The following is a 19,373-nucleotide window of genomic DNA, read 5'->3' on the forward strand; positions in this document are numbered from 1 at the left end:
ATACCGTGGTGAAGCCGCTTGAGTAAAGACGCTAAAATTATAGTATTTCATCTGTCAACTTGACAGGGACTAGTACACAATGGTCTTCGTGGGACTTTCGTTAAATCAAGGTTTAATAGCTGTCACCATTCATGATGGAGCTCTTGACGATGACGTAGTCCACCGTTTGGATGTCGAGCAGGTTACGCCCACCGGCGTAAGAGATGGAAGACTGCAGGTCTTCGTGCATGGCATTTAAGGTATTGGCAATGTCGCCACGGAAAGGCACCAGCATCTGCTTTCCCTCAACGTTACGGTAGGCCCCTTTTTGCTTCTCGGAAGCGGATCCCCAGTATTGCTTGAAGGTCCGGCCGTCGATCGTTAGGAGACTACCAGGGGACTGTTCGTGGCCGGCGAGCATGGAACCAATCATCACCATGCTGGCACCGAAGCGCACGGATTTGGCAATGTCCCCGTTGTAGCGAATCCCGCCATCGGCGATGATTGGTTTACGGGCAGCCTTGGCACAGAGACGTAAGGCTGCCAGTTGCCAGCCTCCAGTCCCAAAACCAGTCTTGAGCTTCGTGATGCAGGCTTTACCAGGACCAATCCCAACCTTAGTGGCGTCCGCACCGGCATTCTCTAGTTCACGTACGGCTTCCGGCGTCCCCACATTACCAGCGATCAGGAAGGTCGTAGGCATAGTTGTCTTGATCTTCTTGATCATTCGAATCACGGAGTCACTGTGACCGTGGGCAATGTCGATGGTGATGTATTCGGGAACCAGGTCGGCTTCCGCCAGTTCATCGATGAAGGCTTGTTCATCAGGCTTAACGCCGACACTGATGGACGCAAAGAGTGATTTGGCATGCATCCGGGCAATGAATCCGCGCCGTTCTTCTGGCTGGAAGCGATGCATCACATAGAAATAATCGTTTTGGGCGAGCCAAACGGCTAAGGGTTCGTTAATGACCGTTTCCATGTTAGCAGGTACGACCGGAATCTTGAACCGGTGAGGCCCAAACTCAATACTGGTATCGGCTTCGGAACGGCTGTCAATGACACATTTGTTGGGAACGAGTTGAATATCTTCGTAGTCAAATACTTCGGTTGGGTGCATGGCAATCACTCCTTGATAAGGTTAGGCGTTCCAGATGGGCTGGAGCACGTTGGTTTGTTCACGATCAGGGCCAACGGACAGGGTGGCAATGTCGACGCCAACGAGTTCGGCCAGGCGCTTCACGTAATTTTGTGCGTTAACTGGTAATTCTTCAACGGCCTTGCATTGCGTAATGTCTTCGGTCCAGCCGGGAAGTTCTTCATAGATCGGTTCGCAAGCGTCGAGGGCCGTCAAACTTGCGGGGTAGTGGTAGATGGTTTCCTCATTTAGGTTGTAGGCCTTGCAGATCTTGACGGTCTTGAGACCGGTCAGAACATCGAGACAATTGAGAGATAGCGTAGTCAATCCAGAGACGCGCTTGGCGTGACGAAGAACCACACTGTCGAACCAACCGATTCGCCGTGGACGTTTCGTGACGGTTCCATATTCATGGCCGGTTTCTCTGATGGTGTCCCCAATTTCATCGAATAATTCGGTTGGGAATGGGCCGTCACCGACCCGAGACGTATAGGCCTTGCAGACACCAACGACGTGGTCAATCTTAGTTGGACCAACACCGGCACCGATGGTAACCCCACCGGCAACGGGGTTCGAAGACGTCACGAAGGGGTAAGTCCCGTGGTCAATATCTAACATGACTCCTTGGGCCCCTTCAAACAGAACATTCTTCCCGGCATCGATGGCATCATTGACGACCACGGATGTGTCGGTAACATGACTCTTAATTTGTTGGCCTAAGGCATAGTACTCGTTGAAGACGTCGTCAAAGTCGAGTGGTGCGACGTCATAGAGTTTTGTTAAGACGTTATTTTTTTCAATTAAGTTTTGGCGTAATTTATCGGCGAAAATGTCGTGATCCAATAAATCCGCGATACGAATTCCAATTCGTTCGGCCTTATCCATGTAAGCTGGGCCGATTCCTTTATTTGTGGTGCCAATCTTGTTTTCCTTGGCCTTTTCTTGGGCCTGGTCTAACAAGATGTGGTAAGGCAGAATCACATGGGCTCGATCGGAAATCCGTAAATTATCGGTCGAGACGCCATTTTCATGGAGGTACGTCAGCTCTTCAATCAGAGACTTCGGATTGACGACAACCCCGTTACCAATGACGCTCAGCTTATCCGCGTAAAATATCCCTGAAGGAATCAAGCGTAACTTGAAGGTCTGACCATTAAAGACGATGGTATGACCGGCGTTGTCACCACCCTGGTAGCGAGCAATGACATCAGCCTTCTCACTCAGAAAATCCGTGATCTTTCCTTTACCTTCATCGCCCCATTGACTACCAACTACTACTGTTGATGACATAACAACACCTCATCGCTTTATTTTACTGAGCCGAACGCCCAGCAAGATTCAGTGTATCAAGTTCGGATTTAAAAATCAAGTGAAATGCGAACTATTTTTAAATAAATAGTGATGAAAGTTCTGAATATTCAGTTAGGAAACGAATTATCCCCTTAAATAATAGCTAAAAGGTGGCTAAATTGGGACGAACTATGATATGATAGCTAGCGGAGTAATTCGCTAACTATAAAATAAATGTTCGTCTTTTAATTCTTTTCTGATATAGGAGGAAGCGCATGTTAGAACGTTATACCCGCCCGGAAATGGGTCAAATTTGGTCATTAGAGAATCAGTATCAGTCCTGGTTGGCCGTTGAAGTTGCCATTGATGAAGCCTGGGCTCAGGTCGGTGAGGTGCCAGTCGCCGACGCCCAGAAGATTCGGGAACACGCGACGTTTGATGTCGATCGGATCGCTGAAATTGAAGCCGTGACCCACCATGATATGGTTGCCTTCACCCGCAACGTCTCCGAGTCACTCGGGGCTGAACGTAAGTGGATTCACTTTGGGGTTACGAGTACCGATGTCGTGGATACAGCCCAAGGCGTGCGGTTAAAGCAGGCTAATGTGCAAATTCGGCAGAGCTTGATGACGCTGATTGAAACATTGGGTAACCTGGCGCGCCAGTATAAGGATACGGTCATGATTGGCCGGACTCACGGGGTTCAAGCCGAACCGACGACTTTTGGTTTGAAAGTTGCCCGTTTCTATGCGGAGATGCAACGTAATCTAGACCGCTTTGACCGGGTAGCCGCCGGTGTCGAGACCGGTAAGATTAGTGGGGCCGTGGGGACGTTTGCCAACGTGCCACCAGAGGTTGAGGCTTTTGTGTGTGATCAGCTAGGCTTGACACCACAGCCAATCGCTAGTCAGGTGCTCCCACGGGATCTCCACGCCGATTACGTGGCCACCCTGGCTCTGATTGGCACGAGTGTGGAGAACATTGCGACGGAGATTCGGGGTCTCCAACGTTCGGAGATCCATGAAGTTGAGGAACATTTCAATCCCGGCCAAAAGGGCTCATCAGCGATGCCTCACAAACGGAATCCGATCGGTTCTGAAAATGTGACGGGGCTAGCCCGGGTCCTGCGGGGCACTATGGTGACGGCCTATGAAGATGTCAGTCTGTGGCATGAACGGGACATCTCGCATTCTTCTGCCGAACGGATGATTTTACCAGAAAGCACGACGTTATTGGACTACATGTTGCACCGGATCAATCGTATTTTGACCAATCTGGACGTTTTCCCAGAGACGATGCTGGCCAACATGAACCGGACCTATGGTCTGATCTATAGTCAACGACTGTTATTAAAGTTGATTGAATCCGGTTTGAGTCGCGAGGCAGCTTACGACTTGGTTCAGCCCTTAACCGCTCAGGCTTGGGACCAACAAGTTCAGTTCCGACCACTGGTTGAGGCCAACGCGACCATTACCGCTCGGCTGACACCGGACCAGATTGCCGATGCCTTTGACTACCATTATCACTTGCGCCGAATTGATTTGATTTTTAAACGACTGGGTTTAGACTAAGTCCGAGATTACGAAGGGTAAACAAAAAACGAACCCCTTAGGAGTTCGTTTTTTGTTTACCCTTCATAGGCTTGAACCGTGACCTTCTTCTGACCTGAGAGTAAATGGAAGATATAAACGATCTTGCCGTTCTTTTTGATGACCTTGCCATGTTTCGTTTTCTTCGTATAGTAGCCAGCCCGTGCCCAGGTTTTCTTGGCCTTAGGAGCTTTGATTGTGGCTTTAAAGGTCCCACGTTGATTTAAGCGAGCGAACTTGTAACCTTTATAAGTGGTAATCCGTGCCCATTTGGCGTGATGTTTCTTGGCATTGGCGTGATTGTGAATGGCAACGGTCCCTGTGACCTTCACTGCCTGATTGGACTTGGTTTTCGTCGAGGTCAGCTTAGAAACCTTGTAAGCATAGGCGGCTTGTTTTACTTTGAAGGCTTTGACCGCTTGATTGACCTCGGGGGACACCGCAGCCGAGACTTGCGCCGCGGTGGCGGCATTCTTCAAGGCCGCTTTGGACTTCGACCGGTCGATAGCGTTTGAACCGTTGACATAGTCGTTGCGGATAATTTTAAATTTTACGCCGGTGTAGCGCTTGACGGTGGCCATCATGGCAATCAGGGCCGCTCGCGGTGACTTGGTCTTGGCGTAGGTATTGTTGTAAGCCACGTCTGCCTTGACAATAATGGCTTTCGCTACCTTATTGCTGAAGGTGGCATATAGCCAGGCCGCCATGCCGACTTCAACATCGGCATTGGCCCAGTGTTTGATTTTGACGGTCACGACCTTGGTGGCTGCCTGCGCCGTGACGGGGTGGTTAATAGCGGGGATGGCTGGTGCGATGATACCAAATCCCAAGATGGCGATTAGGGTGAGAGTGGTGGCTTTTAACTTATTCATGGGGAACGCCTCTTATCTCGGCTCATCCAACGCGGAGGACCGTTAATTAGTTTCGTCTAATAACGATTTACTCGACTGATAAGTTAAGTATACCACCCGACCCACGCAAAAACCGCCACACCTTCCGAAAAGAAGGATGTGGCGGTTTTTATTGAGGAGTGAGGTCACTTAGGGGGAGTGACACTCAGTTAGAGGAGTGGCTAGGCTTGAGGGAACCTAACCAATGATCGGATTCTCTTTGGGGAAGAGAATCTGTAAGGGATTGGATATAGAATTTGACTAGTAACAGCTCTTGGCTAATTACTATGATGATAACTATACCCGGACTTTGTGACGAGAAAAGGGGGCAGACTGTGATGACTTTTTGATCATTTGTTAAAGGAAGTCTAAACCTGTGAATTTTCTTCGACGGGGTCGTCAAAGTAGGTCTTTAAGAACTCCGTCACGTGGGCGCGGTAGCGACTTGGGTTGATCCAGAAGCTCTCGGCATGCGAGGCGTTGCGGACGATCCAGAGTTGCTTGGGCGCGTGGGTGGCGGCGTAGTTCTCATAGGCCATGCCTACCGGCACATAGACGTCCTTTTCTCCGTGGATAAAGAGAATCGGGCGCTTGTTCTTCTTCAGCTGTTCGGTAGCCGTGACGTCGCCGAGGTAGTAGCCGAGCCGGCGCTTAGAGATCGTGCTGACCAGGGGCTCGAGCGGATACTTTTGTAAATGAAATTGGCGTTTGAGCAGGTAGGTCAATTCCGCTTCAATGCTGGAGTAGCCGCAGTCGGCGATAATCGCCTTGACCTGAGATGGCAGGCTTTCACCGGAGAGCATCTCCATTGTGGCCCCACCCATGCTGACGCCGAAGAGGAGAATCTTAACGTTGGTGTTGGCACGGTCGATGACCTGTTGAATCCATTGGAGATAATCCAAGCGGTCGAGCCAGCCGAAACTGATGTACTTACCGGCACTCTCCCCGTGACCGCGGTCGTCGGGTAAGAGGACATTAAAGCCTAGCTGGTGGTACATCTGAGCGAAGTTCGCCATGGTTTCTCCATTTCCCTTATAGCCGTGGGAGATGATAACGGTCTTGTGGCTCGGCGTTTCCGCGGGGATGTATTCGGCCACCATTCTATTTTTAGGATCGTGTTCGTGGAGATACCACTTTTCCTTCTTAACCTGCTTAAACCAGTCGACGTAGGCGTAGTAGGCATCCGCGTACTTTTGCTTGTCGGCGGAGGTTTCGGGAACGTAATTGACCCGTTTGAAGGCAAAATTAAACAGGCGTTCACTGGCGACTAAAGAGGTTGCGGCCAATCCGACTAGGGGAAGTGCCCAAGTCAATGTTTTCTTTTTCATCTAATCAGGTCCTTTCTGGCGAGGGGGTTAAAAAACCAGACTACCCGTAACTGCGGTTAGCCTGGCGCTCGTTTAGTCTAAATAGAGTTTCTTCAAATCCTTGATATCTCCGTTGGAAACATTGAGGACATCGTGCAAGTAGTCTTGCGTTCCACCATACTGGGTGTTAATAATCTTCATGGCGGCATCGAAGTAGTCGGCATGCACCGTGTACAGGGCGCGCATGTTCGTGACGAAGGTCTCGTTTAAGCCTTGGGCCTTGGCCTCGGCAGCCTGACGGTCCACGCGAGGAGCGACAGCCCGATTGGTTAACAGGTAGTCTTGACGAATGACCTGAGGATCAACGCCTAAGGCACTCATCGCAAAGAAGGCACCGATCCCGGTGCGGTCCTTACCGGCCGTACAGTGGAAGAGGACAGCCTGGTCGGTGTGATCGTTTGCCAGTAGCGTGGCAAAGAAGTCGTGATAGGCATCTTGGGCAGTTTGCAAGGTAATCATCTGGCGGTAAACATCTAACATGTGTGTGTGACCAGCCTGATCGTTTTTGGAAAAGCGGGCCGCCAATTCTTCCTGACTAGCGGAAGCGTCGGTCTCGTCATCGGCTGGAAAGACTGGCAAGAAACGATAGGTGACGCCAGCCGGGACCTTATCGGGTGCCTGGCGTTGCTCATCCTTGGAACGAAAATCAACGTCGGTAATGACCCCATAGTCACTGAGGTGCTGTTGGTCAGCGGGGGTGAGATCCGCTAAGCCGGCGGTTCGAACTAATTTATGCCATTTAACGGTGTGCCCATCAATCGTGGGGTACCCTCCCAATTCGCGGAAGTTAATCCCTCCGGTCACATCCAGCATTCGATTATTTGTCATGTGTTCCCACCCTTTCAAATATTGTTTGTTACCCGTCCTATTCTACCGGTTTTTCAAGAAATTACCTAGTAATTGATTCTGGGGGAGGCACTTTGACCCCAAACGCTGTATACTGACACTATGAGTTCAGATAAATTTTGCTGTAATGGGGCTGAGAAATTGGATCGCCTCCAGCGGTCGTGGGGTGTCATCCTATGAGGCACGCCTGAAGCCAAAGGGCGGTCTTCGGGCTCAGCTTCAAGCCCCACAAGGGGCGTGGGTCTTAAAACTGGCCTATGCTGTAAGACCGGATAAGTCGCCGGCCTAACAGCATCGACACAGGATGGCGTCTGCTGGCCGCAGGCGCTCCCAAGTACTAGCAATGCATACAAGAGAGTTTTGAGAATTAATGAAGGGTTAAAGATAAGGGTGATAGTCGTGAGTTTGCGTGGGAAATGGCTACTCTTCAAAACCAAGCATAGTCAACTCAAGCAACAGATGCAGCAGGCATTTTTACAGCCTAGCCGGCGCAACCAAGCCGTTGTTCCCCAAAAATTTCCGGCTAATATTGTAACCAAGGAGCGGACCCTCTTCGGTGGCCGTCTCTTAACTGCGGGTTCCGGGGCGCCCCAGCCACAACACATCCTGTTATTTCATGGCGGGGCGTATACAATGCAGGGAACCAAGAGCCATCGGCAAATGATGGTGTCTTTAATTGAACAAGCTAACGTTCGGATAACCTATGTGGACTATCCCTTGGTGCCAGAAGCCACAGTTGAGGAAACCGTGGTGTTTGTCATGAATGTTTATAGCTACTTGTTGGCACAATATCCAGATGACGAGTTCTTCCTAATGGGAGATTCTGCTGGGGGTGGACTGGCGTTAACGCTACTGCAGCAGCTGGCGTTACGCCAAGATCCAATGCCAGTGGGGACGATTTTAATCTCGCCGTGGACTGACTTAAGTATGATGAATCCCGATCTGACGGCCGCCGCCAAGCATGATCCCTTCCTAACTCTGGAAACCTTGAAACGCATTGGTTACGAGTATGCAGGAGCGTATCCTGTCACGGATCCCTTGGTTAGCCCAATCTATGGGAACTTCGATCACTTAGGAAAACTCAAGTTGTACTTTGGGACCAATGAACTCTTGCAGGCCGACGATGAGCGACTCTTACAGAAGCTCTCGGCTGCGGAAGGGACACCGTTTACCGCCCACGTCATGGCGTCCATGCTTCATGACTATATTCTCTGGCCGCATCTGCCGGAAACCAAGCAGACACTAAAAGAGATCAAGCAGTTCGTGTTAACAGGAAAATTAAATTAAGACTAATAAAGCCATCCGGAAAATCCGGATGGCTTTTTCAATCAAATTAGTTTAGACGTCAATGTGGTGTTTCAGCCGGGGGAAGACGTGGAAGTCCGCCCAGGCCATGACAATGCCTTGCGTAACGAGAGCCCAGACCGTTCCGAAGCCGATGGCGTGAAGGTCCCCAGTAAATAAGTAGGACAGGACGATAATTGTCAGCGGTGGCAGGTAGCTGACCCACTGCGCCAGAACCGCCGATCCTCGCAGGTATTTGAAACGTAGAATGTAGGCCAGGTCGTCGTTAGGGTGCATGATGATATTGCATCGTTGGTAGATGGATACGGCGAAGGCCACCCCGAAGAGGCCGATAATGTCGAAAATGACACGGCCGGTCAGGTTGAGCTGATTGACACCTAGCCAGTTCCACAAGTACCCGAACCACTCGACTAGGTAGCTAAAGGGGAGAATATACAGCAGGTTGGAGATGAAGCGTCGCCGGTCGAACTTGCCTAACAGGATTTGATTTAATAGGGTCACCGCAATCCCATAGAGGAAAAGGGTGGTTCCCAGTGGCACGTGAATCCAGTTCGATAGGTTGACCGATGACCCCGTCCAAACGGCACTCCCCAGGTTAGTGGAGATAGTCAGTGCGTTAGCGGCAGAGTTTAGCAGAATGGAGAATCCTAAAAAACGCATTCGTTGCCCGTAATCCTTCATCTTTGCCACAAACTCACCCGCTCTTCATTCAGTCTATTCTCTAGTGTAGTGGAAGTTGCGGGGAAGTGAAAGCCCTTTACTGCAATTTTACAATTTGGGCATCCGTTTAGCGGCTCGCTGGATGAAATTCACGAAAATCTGGCGGGACTCTTCGTGGTGTTTGTACATATTCTCTGGGTGCCACTGAACGGCCACGATCTGGTCACTAGTGGTGGACTCTAGGGCCTCGATGACCTGGTCGTCGGCCTTGGCAATGGCGGTCAGCGTGGGAGCCACGTCTTTGACGGCTTGATGGTGCCGGGAGTTGACGTAGGGCCGGACGCCCATCAGATCACTCAGAATACTAGTGGGATCAACCGTGATGTGATGGCTGGGTTGGTTGCCCATGGCGGCCTGGCTATGTTTTAATTTAGCGGTTGGGTCTTCGCTGAGATCCTGGTAGAGGGTACCGCCCAGCCCCACATTAATCAGTTGCAGGCCCCGGCAGATGCCGAGGATCGCTTTATTTTGAGCGACAGATTGGCGCAACAGCTCGATTTCAAAGAGGTCACGCTTGCGGTAAGTCTTACCCAGTCGCAAGTGTGGCTCTTCGTTATAGAAGGTCGGATCGACGTCAAACCCACCGAGAAAGGCCACGCCATCGAACAGCGGCAGATAGTCCGCCACGTCACTAGGATCGACGCTGGGAAGAATGATGGGTAAGCCACCGGCCTTGACGATCGCCTCGACAGCGGGGCGGGGGGCGAAGGCGGCGTTTCGTTCATTAATGATATTGGTAGCCTCGTCGAGAGTGTCGGCGGGTAAAGCAATTCGTGGGCGCATGGCGTCGCTTCCTTTCAGACAGTTAGTTACCGCCCAGTATACCCATTTCGCTACTTATTTGTCATCATTAGGTTACCTAACCTTGACGAAATAGTTCACAAAATCGCGGTTTAATCTTATAGTAGAGAAGTGGAATAAAATAAAGCGAGGTAAACAAGATGACAGAACGGCAATTGATTCAAGAAATTTTGAATTCCGAAGCGATTGAATACAGCTTTGAAAACGTCGATGAAGATTCTAAGGAATACACGCTTTTATTAAAGAAACAAGACAAAGACGTGCGGCCAATCGAAACACTCAATGAAGAGATTAAGAAGTACTTCCAGAGCGCTGATTTCGATTATCATGAAGACATCAATCCTGATGGCGACGGTGATATCCGTTTGGTCATCAAGCGGAGCTAAGCGTCACAGAACTAGAAGTTAACGGCCGGTCACTCAGGTGGCTGACCTTTTTATTTGGGAAGGAGATCCGGACATGACCCTGATGGAACTCTATCAGTTGATGGCTAAAGAAATGGGCCCCCAACCTTGGTTGCGGCCCGGAACACCGTGGGCGGTGACACCGGTGGAAATCATGCTGGGAGCGATTCTGGTTCAGAACACGAACTGGCGAAACGTGGAACCAGCACTGATTAAGATCAAAGCAGCTACACAATTTAAGCCGGCTAAGCTACGGACGTATACGCCAGAAACGTTGGTGCCATTAATTCAAACCAGTGGATTTTACCATCGTAAGAGCGAGGCTATCCTGGCCTTAGCCGATTGGCTGGGAACCGCTAACGATAATCTGACAGCCCTGCGCCAGCGTGATGGGGCTAGCCTACGTCAGGATCTTTTGGCCATCACTGGGATCGGCAACGAGACCGCCGATTACATTTTGATGTATACACTGGATCATGGGACTTTTATGGTGGACACCTATGCTCGGCGACTCTTTACCTGGTTGGGGGCAACCATGCCCAAGACTTATCCGGCTTTTCAGCGGCGAGTTCTTCCCCAGTTAGATTTTGCCCTCACAGATTTTCAGGAATTTCATGCGCTGATTGATGAGTTTGGTAAACGAATTAAGTCCTCAGCAGACTTCGAACAATCCTTCTTAGCGGGTAAACATCTTAATGTTTAAAGCTTAAGAATCTGCCAAATCTAGGCGTGGCTGGGCAAAATTTGCGGGATTTGGCAGGGAACATGCTATGATTAGTGCATTGAAATTGAAACCGCTTTCGATTTTAGCGGTGTTTTAGTTGGAGGGAGACATTACATATGGCATTAAAACAGCCAGAAAATTACCTCTTGGCGATTGACCAAGGGACCAGTAGCACGCGGGCACTTATCTTTGATCACACCGGCCGTAAGGTGATTGAGGCCTACAAGGAAGTTCCCCAATATTATCCGCATACGGGTTGGGTTGAATCCGACGCTAATGAGATCTGGAACAGCGTCCTGTCGGTGATTGCGAGCGCTCTGATCGACGCGTCCATTCATCCGGAAAATATTGACGCCATTGGGATTAGTAGCCAACGGGAAACCACAATCGTTTGGGATAAGATTACCGGTGAGCCTATCTATCACGCCATTGGGTGGCAAAGTCAACAAACAGCCTCGATGGCTAAGGACTTAGTTGCCGCGGGCAAGGCCGAAACCATTAAGGACAAGACCGGCCTCGTGGTCGACGCCTATTTCAGTGCGACTAAGGTACGTTGGATTTTGGATCATGTTCCGGGAGCTCAGGAACGCGCCGAGAATGGCGATCTGTTATTTGGGACTGTTGACAGTTGGTTGGCCTGGAAGCTTTCCGGTGGGAAGATTCACGTCACCGATTACAGTAATGCCAGCCGGACCATGCTCTTTAACATTCATGAGTTAAAGTGGGATACGGACATTTTGAACTGGCTCAACATTCCGGCGGCCATGTTGCCAACGGTAAAGTCCAGCTCCGAAGTCTACGGTGTGACCCAGAACTTCCAGTTCTATGGGGTGGAAGTGCCGATCGCCGGGATTATTGGTGACCAATCGGCAGCGCTCTTGGGACAATTGGCTATCGAACCCGGGAAGGTTAAGAACACGTACGGGGATGGGGCCTTCGTTATGATGAATACCGGGAAGGAACCCCAGACCTCTAAACACAATCTCTTAACGACGATTGCTTATAAAATGAATGGTGAGGTTACCTATGCTCTTGAAGGGTCAATCCTGGTAGCCGGGACCGCATTGGCTTGGTTACATGAAAGCATGCAGATTATCAATAACGTGCCAGAGTCTCGACAGGCGGCGATGGCGTCCACGGATAATGATGAAGTTTACGTGGTACCAGCCTTTAACGGTCTCGGGGCACCATACTGGGATCCCGATGCCAAAGGGGCGGTCTTCGGTCTCTCCCGGGGAACCAACCGGAATGACTTCGTGAAGGCAACACTCCAGTCGATTGCCTACCAGACACGAGACGTGCTTCACACCATGAAGCAGGATACCGGGATTGACATCTCGGAACTGATGGCTGATGGTGGGGCCTCCCGGAACCGTTATCTGATGCAATTCCAAGCCGATATCCTGGCAACCCCGGTTCAACGGGCGGCCGATGAAGAAACGACGGCCATGGGGGCGGCCATTGCGGCCGGCCTAGCCGTTGGTTTCTGGCAGAGTCTCGATGAGATTAAGGAAATTCGCAGTGCCGGTCGTTTGTTCACGCCAAATATGGCAGAAGATCGTCGGGCCCGGTTGTATGCGGGTTGGCAACAGGCTGTTGCGGCAACGCGAGCATTTAAACCGGATCTTTAAAACAAGTGTGTGACGAGCTGTTTGTCACATGGTTCAGTTAAATAGAATTGGAAATTAAAAGAGTCGGGGATTTTCTCCTCGGCTCTTATTTTGATCTATTTGTATTTTGCTTCTAATTGACTCATCCAGTAGCCTAAGACTACGCCAGCCACCAGGGCCGCTGCACTGGCTAATAAGGTGCCAATAGTGGCGCCTGCGTAAGAGATGCTTTCAGCGGCGTGGCTGTTAGGAATCAAGATCAGAGCGGTGCTGGCGACCACGATTCCTAGAATAAAGTGGTACACGCGTGAATGAAAACGGTGGATCAAGTAGTCCATCCCCTTAGAGAAGAGGGCCATCGAGAGAATCCCACCAATGGCGATCGGTAAGTAGACACCGAGTAGATCAAAGTTTTTGAAACCGGTCAGCATGGGTGTGAAGAGTCCGAGAATCAGTAGCAGGTTAGAAGGGCTCAATCCTGGAACCAAAACACCCAAGGCAATCAGGGCACCAGCCACCATGAAGCCCCCAAAGTTAGCGGGCAGGGGACCAAAGAGGTCGCTCATGAAGTACAGTAGGCCGGCACTGATAATCAGGGTGTCGAAGAACCAGATCAGATCGATCCCGTCACGGGGTGTCTTGGAGCTAGCTGTCTGGGTCAATGCGGGTAACGTACCAATGATGGCTCCGGCGAAGCCCCAGAGGACCACGACTTGAGCGTGAGCTAAGAGGAACTCTAGTGGAGCAGACAGCAGGGCAATCCCCACGATCCCGCCGATGCCGACCGGGACGAAGTACCAGAAGTCGCGTTTGAAATTCTGGCGGAAGTGGGCCATGAAGCCCAGTAGACGTTCATAAATTCCCAGGATGGCGGCGAGAACCCCACCGGATACACCGGGGAGGATAAAACCTAATGCAATAATCACGCCCTTGAAGAAACGCTTCATCGGGGTGTCGGATCGAGTTGTTGGCATATGGCTCTCCTTTTATGAGGGTTAGTCGTTAGGTATCAAATTAGCAAATCCCACTGGAAAAGGCAACTAAATCGGAAGGTAGGGTCAAAACCTTAAGGATAACTTGAAAAAAGTGCGTTAAGTATCTTGGATTAGATCCCTTACCGCACAAAATAAAAACCCACTGGGTTACAGTGGGTTTCAAAGCTAATCTTTACTTTTAGGTTGAGACCAGTAGTGTGCGCGTCCTAGAAGATCGCGAGACCGCACGTCAGCTGGGACAAAGCCACGGCTGAACAGGTGCTTAAAATACATCAGGTTGTACAAAGACCCCCACAGGACACTCCGAACAACTGGCCATAGGGCGATGAACTGCGTGAGTTGTGTAGGTGTCAGGACCATGGTCAGGAGCATCGCGCTTCCGAGCTCGATTCCCATGATACATAACAAGTTGTACCAGTCGGCCCGAAAGATCGTCGGGAACGGGGGGAAGAAGAACATGGTCCAAGAAAAGCCAACCTTGGCAATTCGCATGTTCCCCGTCTCTGGGTTAACGACGGTTGCGTAGTTCGGCGGTAACGGCAGTCCTTGAGGGCCGTTACCATTTTGGTTATTTTGATCATCATCGTTAAAGCCCTTGAAAGGATCTTGCATGTCATTTGCCAACTTTCTACAGAATTAAAAGCCAATTTATCGTTAGTTAAAAGTCTAACACGAAAACCGGGACCTGCCTATTAATCTATTGACGCCGGGTAAGTTTCACGACGGCTTCACAACGGGCGGTCTGGGGCATCATATCAACCGACTGAATGTAGTCGACGTGATAATCGTGAACCAACGCCACTAAGTCCTTGGCCAGCGTGGAAGGGTTGCAGGAGACGTAGACCAACTTCGCTGGTCGAACCGCTAAAATCGTGTCGATCAGGGTGTCGTCTAGGCCAGTGCGGGGAGGATCGACCACAATGGCATCCGGATGAAAGCCAGTCATGATCCACTTAGGCAGCAGGTCTTCGGCGGTTCCCAGTTCGTAATGTGCATTGGTAATACCGTTGGCTTCCGCGTTAGCGTTGGCATCTTCGACGGCTTCGGGAATGACATCCATCCCCCGAACCTCTTCGGCGACGTCAGCCAGTGACAAGCCGATCGTTCCGATACCGGAGTAGGCATCGACGACCGTTTCGCCCGGTTGTAAATCCAAAGCCTTCTTAGCCTCGGCGTAAAGCACTTCCATTTGTGCCGGGTTGAGTTGCAGGAAGGCCCGAGCAGAGAGCTTGAAGGACAAGCCGTCCAGCTTTTCGGTAATCGCTTCGGCACCGGCTAAATGTTTGGTTTCCTCACCCCAGACTAAAGAAGTTTTGCCAGGGTTAACATTTTGCATAACGGAAGTGACCTGAGGAAGTTCCTTAGTGATCCGTTCGAGCAATTCCCGTTTACGAGGTAACTTCTGAGAATTCGTAATGAAGACCAGTTGAACGTCGTCGGTATTGGCGGCGGCCCGGACAACCAGAGTCTTCACGATTCCGGATCCTTGTTCTTCATCGTAGATTGGCATGTCCAAGTCCTGCAGCAGGCCCACAACGGCCCGCATAACGGTCATAACGACCGGCATTTGAACGGAACACGTTGGGAGATCCACCAGATCGTGACTCCGTTCGGCGTACAGGCCGGCTTCAATCTGGCCGTCGGCGTTACGGCGAACCTGGAATTGGGCCTTGTTACGGTAGCCGTAAGGATCGGCCATGCCTAAGGTTGGACGGAGGTCGAAGTGTTTAAAGCCCACGGGTTGATACCGTTCCAGTGATTGGCTGACGATGTCTCGTTTGAATTTCAATTGTTCAGGGTAGGCTAGATGTTCCAGCTCGAAGCCCCCAACCTCATCGGCATAGCTGTCACGAGGTTCTACTCGGTGAGGACTGGCTAGACGAATCCGGTGAATCTTAGCACGCAAGAACCGTTGAGCGACACTGGTCACCTCGGCGACGACTTCTTCGCCGGTCAGGGCGCCAGGAATGAAGACGGCCATGCGTTTGTAATAGCCGATCCCTTCCCCGTTGATCCCCATGCGCTTGATGGTTAAAGGAAAGCGTTGGCCAACCTCGACCTGCACCTTAGGTTCTTCCTGGCGGGGACGACGGTTGTTTTGGTGGTACTGATTAGAATGATTTCGTGACTCGTAATTTGCCATATTTTCTCCTATAGAGTTGTCTTGAGTGTAGCTAAATCGCCATTGAATTGATCTGCTTAAGGTGGCCAAAAGCCACGCTACCGAATGAGTACGGTCCTGAACATTATACCAAACTTTATGGCGTCTCGGGAGCCTGTGAATTTTTGCCTAAATTGAAGTCGCTTCCATAGGCAAGGCTGTGGGATTTGAGTACAATAATGGTATGCAACGACTTTTATGCGGAAGGGGCGCTAATCGTGAGTCTATTGACCTTGGAAAACGTGGGGTATCAAGTCGGACAACAGCAGATTTTACGGGGTATCAGCTTGGCTATTGATGCCGGCGAGTGGGTCACCTTTGCTGGACCGTCCGGTGGTGGGAAGTCCACCTTGGCACGCATCATCGCGTCACTTTTGAGTCGAACCAGTGGGGAGCTGACCTTCGATGGCCAGCCGATTGACAGCTATGATCCGATTGCCTATCGCCGGCGAGTCTCCTACAGTTTCCAGCAACCCACGCTGTTTGGGGAGACGGTCAGAGACAACTTGGCCTTTCCTTATCAGATTCGGCAACTGCCTTTCGACTCACAACGCGCGATTACGGCCCTCGAGTATGTGGGCCTCGCTGGGGCCGACCTGGATAAGGCCGTGATTGACCTCTCCGGGGGACAGCGTCAACGGGTAGCCCTGCTACGCAATGTCATGATCTATCCTGAAGTGTTGATATTAGATGAAGTGACAGCTGGTTTGGACGCTGAAAATAAGGCCTTCGTTTGGTCTCTAATCGATCACTTTAACCAGGAGGATGGGATCACGATCCTCACAATTACCCATGATCAGTCTGAAATTACTGCGGCTAAACGGTTGGTGACCGTCGTCGACGGCCAAATAGTTCCGGGAGGTGCCTCATGAATCTAGCAGTGAACAATCAATCTCTGGTACTTGCGTTGGGGCTCGTTATGATTGCCCTAGCGATTGGCTGGAAGGAAAAGTTAGGTATCGACCGCGATATGATTATCGGGGTTGTCCGGGCAGTCATCCAACTCTTTGTGGTGGGGTATCTGCTGAAGTATGTCTTTCGAATTGCCAACATTTGGCTAACAGCCATCTTGATTTTCATTATTATTTTTAATGCCGGCTATAACGCAAAACAACGAAGCGGTGGCATTCCGAAGGCACTTCCGATCTCGGTTGGCGCGATCCTCATCAGTACGGGTGTGACGTTAGGGGTGCTGATGCTGGCGGGAGCCATCAAGTTTATCCCGTCGCAGATGATTCCGATTTCTGGCATGATCGCGTCGAATTCCATGGTGGCGATTGGCCTGTGCTACCGCAATCTCAATGCGCAATTCAAGCAAGAGCGGCAGGCGGTGCTGGAAAAACTGGCATTGGGAGCTGATCTCAAGGATGCTTCCCGAGATATCGTTCGTGCCAGCATCAAGACGGGAATGCAGCCGACGATTGATTCCGCTAAAACCGTGGGAATCGTGAGTTTACCGGGGATGATGTCTGGCTTAATCTTTGCCGGTGTTGACCCAGTCCGTGCGATCAAGTATCAAATCATGGTGACATTTATGCTGATGTCGGCCACCAGTATCGGGTCGGTTTTGGCCTGCTACTGGGCTTACCGCGGCTTTTATAACGAACGCAAACAGTTACAGGTTCCATCAAATTAGGAGGGTGTAAAACTTATGACACAACGAAAAGTAGCACTGGTTACGGGAGCCTCATCGGGGATTGGCAATGCCATCGCTCGAAGTCTGCATCGCAATGGGGTCACCGTCTATGCCGGGGCCCGGCGAGTTAGTCGGATGAATGATCTGGATGATCTAGGCATCACAACGCTGGCATTGGACGTGACGGATGCTAAGAGTGTGGAGTCCGTGGTCAATCGGATTGTCAGTGAGACCGGGCGAATTGACATCCTGGTCAATAACGCTGGGTACGGGCTGATGGGGGCCATTGAAGACGTGCCGTTGAAGCAGGCCGAGGATCAGTTTGCCGTGAACCTCTTTGGGGTGGCTCGGCTGATTCAGTCGGTGCTACCGATGATGCGCCAGCAACATGCCGGCCGGATTATCAATGTGACGTCGGTAGACGGCAAAGTTGCGCAGCCCCTAGCTGGATGGTACGTTGCGTCTAAATTCGCCTTAGAGGGACTCTCAGATACCCTCCGGCTGGAGTTAGCTCCCAAGGGCGTCCACGTGGCCGTTATCGAACCCGGGGCGATCCGGTCTGCTTGGGCGGATATTGCCACCAATCACCTTAAGGCAACTTCCGCGGACGGTCCTTATCAAGAAGCGGCCGCCGATGCGGGGCGAGTTCTGCAAGTGATTAAACGTTTCTCCAGTGAGCCTCGCGTGATTGCCAGATTAGTGGACCGCGCTGCTCTGTCACGGCGGCCCAAGACACGGTACTCGGCTGGGGCCGGGAGTCAAATCCTCTGGGTCCGCCGTTTTCTCTCGGATCGGACGATCGATCGGATGTGGGGATTAATTAGTATGGCTGCCAAACAAGTCATCCGATAATCTAAGAAGCGTTGACGATTGGGTATTTCCTGTTATGCTGGAAGTAACCAGAACACTAGGGGTGTCCGTTAATTGGGCTGAGATGCGTGTTGCACGCGATCCCTTGGAACCTGTCAAGTTCACACTTGCGAAGGGAATGTGTCGTGATACCGTAACGGGTCACCGGTTCACCCACATTGTGAGCTGGTGACCCGTTTTTTAGATCCTTAAGGAACCGGGGTGTAGGGAGTGGCCCGATCAGACCTAAGGGGGAACAAGACTTATGAAATTAGCCTTGCTAGAAACGCTGCGTCAACAGAATCCAATTGTGTTTAATATCTCGAATTTTGTCACGGTTCAGGACGTGGCGAATGGGTTGAATGCTTTGGGGGCGTCACCTATTATGTCCGAAGAGGTCGCCGAGGCCGATGAAATGGTTGGCTTAGCCGGGGCCGTTTGCCTGAACTTAGGGGCGTTTACGCAGGGACAAATCGAACAGATTCGCACCGTGGGTCGGATCGCCAATCAGCAGCAGAAACCACTCGTGATTGATCCGGTAGCCGTCGGGGCAATCGCCTATCGGCGCGAGGTGGCCGAGGGCCTGTTGACCGATTTCCACCCCGATGTGATTCGGGGGAATGCCGGTGAGATTGCGGCCTTAGCTGGGGTAGCTTGGCAAGCTAAGGGGATCGACGCTGGTGAGGGTGACGGGGATCTCGTTGCCATCGCCACAGCCTGTGCCCAAAAGTTAGCCTGTGTCGTGATTCTTTCGGGACCTACCGACATCATTACCGATGGTGAGCGGGTGGTTAAGGTGACGAATGGCACCCCGTTATTTCAAGTTCACGTGGGATCCGGTGATATGTTATCAAGTATCGTTGCGGCCTTCTGTGCCGTGACTACGGATTACTTCGAAGCGGCCCAAACTGCCTGCATGGTCTTCGCGGCCATCGGTCAGTTAGTGGTCCAGCGGCAACCTCAAGTGGCGGCCGGCAGCTTTACCATGCATTTAATGGATGGGTTACAAATGACAACGGTGGCTGAGATTGAGACGATCGCGGCGTACCAGTTGGAGAAGGGATGAGTT

General features: G+C 51.2%; 19 protein-coding genes and 1 riboswitch. Of the genes, 9 read left to right on the forward strand and 10 right to left on the reverse strand.

The genetic code is table 11. The annotated features are described in order from the left end of the window. Nucleotides 1-112 precede the first annotated feature (112 nt). Both EKM70_RS02735 and EKM70_RS02740 read right to left on the reverse strand, forming a co-directional pair. Nucleotides 113-1,099, reverse strand: a complete 987-nt coding sequence (locus EKM70_RS02735) for a GMP reductase (protein WP_125545012.1) — start codon at nucleotides 1,097-1,099, stop codon at nucleotides 113-115. 21 nt (nucleotides 1,100-1,120) lie between these two features. After that, nucleotides 1,121-2,407, reverse strand: coding sequence for an adenylosuccinate synthase (locus EKM70_RS02740; protein WP_125545014.1), 1,287 nt, complete (start codon nucleotides 2,405-2,407; stop codon nucleotides 1,121-1,123). Nucleotides 2,408-2,682: 275 nt separating this feature from the next. Here EKM70_RS02740 and purB point away from each other — a divergent pair, with 275 nt between their 5' ends. Then, the gene (gene purB / locus EKM70_RS02745; RefSeq protein WP_125545016.1) at nucleotides 2,683-3,978 is read left to right on the forward strand and encodes an adenylosuccinate lyase; all 1,296 of its coding nucleotides are present in this window, start codon (nucleotides 2,683-2,685) and stop codon (nucleotides 3,976-3,978) included. 56 nt (nucleotides 3,979-4,034) lie between these two features. Here purB and EKM70_RS02750 read toward each other — a convergent pair whose 3' ends face one another. The 3 genes from EKM70_RS02750 to EKM70_RS02760 all read right to left on the reverse strand — a co-directional run bounded on the left by EKM70_RS02750 (nucleotide 4,035) and on the right by EKM70_RS02760 (nucleotide 7,081). Further along, complete coding sequence (locus EKM70_RS02750) at nucleotides 4,035-4,868, reverse strand: hypothetical protein (RefSeq protein WP_125545018.1); 834 nt, start codon at nucleotides 4,866-4,868, stop codon at nucleotides 4,035-4,037. Nucleotides 4,869-5,254: 386 nt separating this feature from the next. Further along, on the reverse strand, nucleotides 5,255-6,214 hold the full coding sequence (locus EKM70_RS02755) for an alpha/beta hydrolase (protein WP_125545020.1): 960 nt from the start codon (nucleotides 6,212-6,214) through the stop codon (nucleotides 5,255-5,257). A 72-nt stretch (nucleotides 6,215-6,286) separates the two neighbouring features. After that, on the reverse strand, nucleotides 6,287-7,081 hold the full coding sequence (locus tag EKM70_RS02760) for a tyrosine-protein phosphatase (RefSeq protein WP_125545022.1): 795 nt from the start codon (nucleotides 7,079-7,081) through the stop codon (nucleotides 6,287-6,289). A gap of 378 nt (nucleotides 7,082-7,459) precedes the next feature. Here EKM70_RS02760 and EKM70_RS02765 point away from each other — a divergent pair, with 378 nt between their 5' ends. After that, nucleotides 7,460-8,386 carry an alpha/beta hydrolase fold domain-containing protein gene (locus EKM70_RS02765; protein WP_225416361.1) on the forward strand — a complete coding sequence of 309 codons (927 nt, stop codon included), beginning with the start codon at nucleotides 7,460-7,462 and terminating at the stop codon, nucleotides 8,384-8,386. A gap of 51 nt (nucleotides 8,387-8,437) precedes the next feature. Here the strand turns inward: EKM70_RS02765 and EKM70_RS02770 are convergent, their stop codons facing one another. Beyond that, complete coding sequence (locus EKM70_RS02770; protein ID WP_125545024.1) at nucleotides 8,438-9,094, reverse strand: YczE/YyaS/YitT family protein; 657 nt, start codon at nucleotides 9,092-9,094, stop codon at nucleotides 8,438-8,440. Nucleotides 9,095-9,172: 78 nt separating this feature from the next. Further along, nucleotides 9,173-9,907, reverse strand: coding sequence for a gamma-glutamyl-gamma-aminobutyrate hydrolase family protein (locus tag EKM70_RS02775; RefSeq protein ID WP_125545026.1), 735 nt, complete (start codon nucleotides 9,905-9,907; stop codon nucleotides 9,173-9,175). Between the two features lie 158 nt (nucleotides 9,908-10,065). Here EKM70_RS02775 and EKM70_RS02780 point away from each other — a divergent pair, with 158 nt between their 5' ends. From EKM70_RS02780 to glpK, 3 genes are all read left to right on the forward strand, one after another. Further along, nucleotides 10,066-10,311, forward strand: coding sequence for a hypothetical protein (locus tag EKM70_RS02780; RefSeq protein ID WP_125545028.1), 246 nt, complete (start codon nucleotides 10,066-10,068; stop codon nucleotides 10,309-10,311). Between the two features lie 73 nt (nucleotides 10,312-10,384). Next, nucleotides 10,385-11,032 (forward strand): endonuclease III domain-containing protein, encoded by a 648-nt coding sequence (locus tag EKM70_RS02785; RefSeq protein WP_125545031.1) that lies wholly within the window; start codon nucleotides 10,385-10,387, stop codon nucleotides 11,030-11,032. Between the two features lie 137 nt (nucleotides 11,033-11,169). Next, nucleotides 11,170-12,684 carry a glycerol kinase GlpK gene (glpK, locus tag EKM70_RS02790; RefSeq protein WP_125545033.1) on the forward strand — a complete coding sequence of 505 codons (1,515 nt, stop codon included), beginning with the start codon at nucleotides 11,170-11,172 and terminating at the stop codon, nucleotides 12,682-12,684. Between the two features lie 95 nt (nucleotides 12,685-12,779). On the opposite strand, the gene EKM70_RS02795 is transcribed toward glpK, so the two are convergent. From EKM70_RS02795 to rlmD, 3 genes are all read right to left on the reverse strand, one after another. Next, nucleotides 12,780-13,637 carry a DUF368 domain-containing protein gene (locus EKM70_RS02795; protein WP_125545036.1) on the reverse strand — a complete coding sequence of 286 codons (858 nt, stop codon included), beginning with the start codon at nucleotides 13,635-13,637 and terminating at the stop codon, nucleotides 12,780-12,782. Between the two features lie 186 nt (nucleotides 13,638-13,823). Further along, entirely contained in the window at nucleotides 13,824-14,270 is a 447-nt protein-coding gene (locus EKM70_RS02800; RefSeq protein ID WP_125545039.1) for a hypothetical protein, read from the reverse strand. An 85-nt stretch (nucleotides 14,271-14,355) separates the two neighbouring features. Further along, entirely contained in the window at nucleotides 14,356-15,801 is a 1,446-nt protein-coding gene (gene rlmD / locus EKM70_RS02805; protein ID WP_125545041.1) for a 23S rRNA (uracil(1939)-C(5))-methyltransferase RlmD, read from the reverse strand. Between the two features lie 233 nt (nucleotides 15,802-16,034). Between rlmD and EKM70_RS02810 the strand changes: the two genes are divergently transcribed. From EKM70_RS02810 to thiM, 4 genes are all read left to right on the forward strand, one after another. After that, nucleotides 16,035-16,691: an ABC transporter ATP-binding protein gene (locus EKM70_RS02810; protein WP_164506313.1), complete on the forward strand. Its 657-nt coding sequence runs from the start codon at nucleotides 16,035-16,037 to the stop codon at nucleotides 16,689-16,691. Further along, nucleotides 16,688-17,455, forward strand: a complete 768-nt coding sequence (locus EKM70_RS02815) for an ABC transporter permease (protein WP_125545044.1) — start codon at nucleotides 16,688-16,690, stop codon at nucleotides 17,453-17,455. Before EKM70_RS02810 ends, EKM70_RS02815 begins: the two co-directional genes overlap by 4 nt. A 15-nt stretch (nucleotides 17,456-17,470) precedes the next feature. Beyond that, nucleotides 17,471-18,307 (forward strand): oxidoreductase, encoded by an 837-nt coding sequence (locus tag EKM70_RS02820; protein ID WP_125545046.1) that lies wholly within the window; start codon nucleotides 17,471-17,473, stop codon nucleotides 18,305-18,307. A 47-nt stretch (nucleotides 18,308-18,354) separates the two neighbouring features. Further along, nucleotides 18,355-18,461: riboswitch (TPP riboswitch) on the forward strand. Nucleotides 18,462-18,569: 108 nt separating this feature from the next. Next, nucleotides 18,570-19,370: a hydroxyethylthiazole kinase gene (gene thiM, locus EKM70_RS02825; RefSeq protein ID WP_125545048.1), complete on the forward strand. Its 801-nt coding sequence runs from the start codon at nucleotides 18,570-18,572 to the stop codon at nucleotides 19,368-19,370. Nucleotides 19,371-19,373: the final 3 nt, after the last annotated feature.

This window comes from Levilactobacillus lindianensis (assembly GCF_003946095.1).
Classification (GTDB): Bacteria; Bacillota; Bacilli; order Lactobacillales; family Lactobacillaceae; genus Levilactobacillus; species Levilactobacillus lindianensis.

Coding starts and splice junctions, on each gene's coding strand:
- EKM70_RS02735 (WP_125545012.1), bottom strand. CDS start 1,099: ATGCACCCAACCGAAGTATTTGACTACGAAGATATTCAACTCGTTCCC.
- EKM70_RS02740 (WP_125545014.1), bottom strand. CDS start 2,407: ATGTCATCAACAGTAGTAGTTGGTAGTCAATGGGGCGATGAAGGTAAA.
- purB (WP_125545016.1), top strand. CDS start 2,683: ATGTTAGAACGTTATACCCGCCCGGAAATGGGTCAAATTTGGTCATTA.
- EKM70_RS02750 (WP_125545018.1), bottom strand. CDS start 4,868: ATGAATAAGTTAAAAGCCACCACTCTCACCCTAATCGCCATCTTGGGA.
- EKM70_RS02755 (WP_125545020.1), bottom strand. CDS start 6,214: ATGAAAAAGAAAACATTGACTTGGGCACTTCCCCTAGTCGGATTGGCC.
- EKM70_RS02760 (WP_125545022.1), bottom strand. CDS start 7,081: ATGACAAATAATCGAATGCTGGATGTGACCGGAGGGATTAACTTCCGC.
- EKM70_RS02775 (WP_125545026.1), bottom strand. CDS start 9,907: ATGCGCCCACGAATTGCTTTACCCGCCGACACTCTCGACGAGGCTACC.
- EKM70_RS02780 (WP_125545028.1), top strand. CDS start 10,066: ATGACAGAACGGCAATTGATTCAAGAAATTTTGAATTCCGAAGCGATT.
- EKM70_RS02785 (WP_125545031.1), top strand. CDS start 10,385: ATGACCCTGATGGAACTCTATCAGTTGATGGCTAAAGAAATGGGCCCC.
- glpK (WP_125545033.1), top strand. CDS start 11,170: ATGGCATTAAAACAGCCAGAAAATTACCTCTTGGCGATTGACCAAGGG.
- EKM70_RS02795 (WP_125545036.1), bottom strand. CDS start 13,637: ATGCCAACAACTCGATCCGACACCCCGATGAAGCGTTTCTTCAAGGGC.
- EKM70_RS02800 (WP_125545039.1), bottom strand. CDS start 14,270: ATGCAAGATCCTTTCAAGGGCTTTAACGATGATGATCAAAATAACCAA.
- rlmD (WP_125545041.1), bottom strand. CDS start 15,801: ATGGCAAATTACGAGTCACGAAATCATTCTAATCAGTACCACCAAAAC.
- EKM70_RS02815 (WP_125545044.1), top strand. CDS start 16,688: ATGAATCTAGCAGTGAACAATCAATCTCTGGTACTTGCGTTGGGGCTC.
- EKM70_RS02820 (WP_125545046.1), top strand. CDS start 17,471: ATGACACAACGAAAAGTAGCACTGGTTACGGGAGCCTCATCGGGGATT.
- thiM (WP_125545048.1), top strand. CDS start 18,570: ATGAAATTAGCCTTGCTAGAAACGCTGCGTCAACAGAATCCAATTGTG.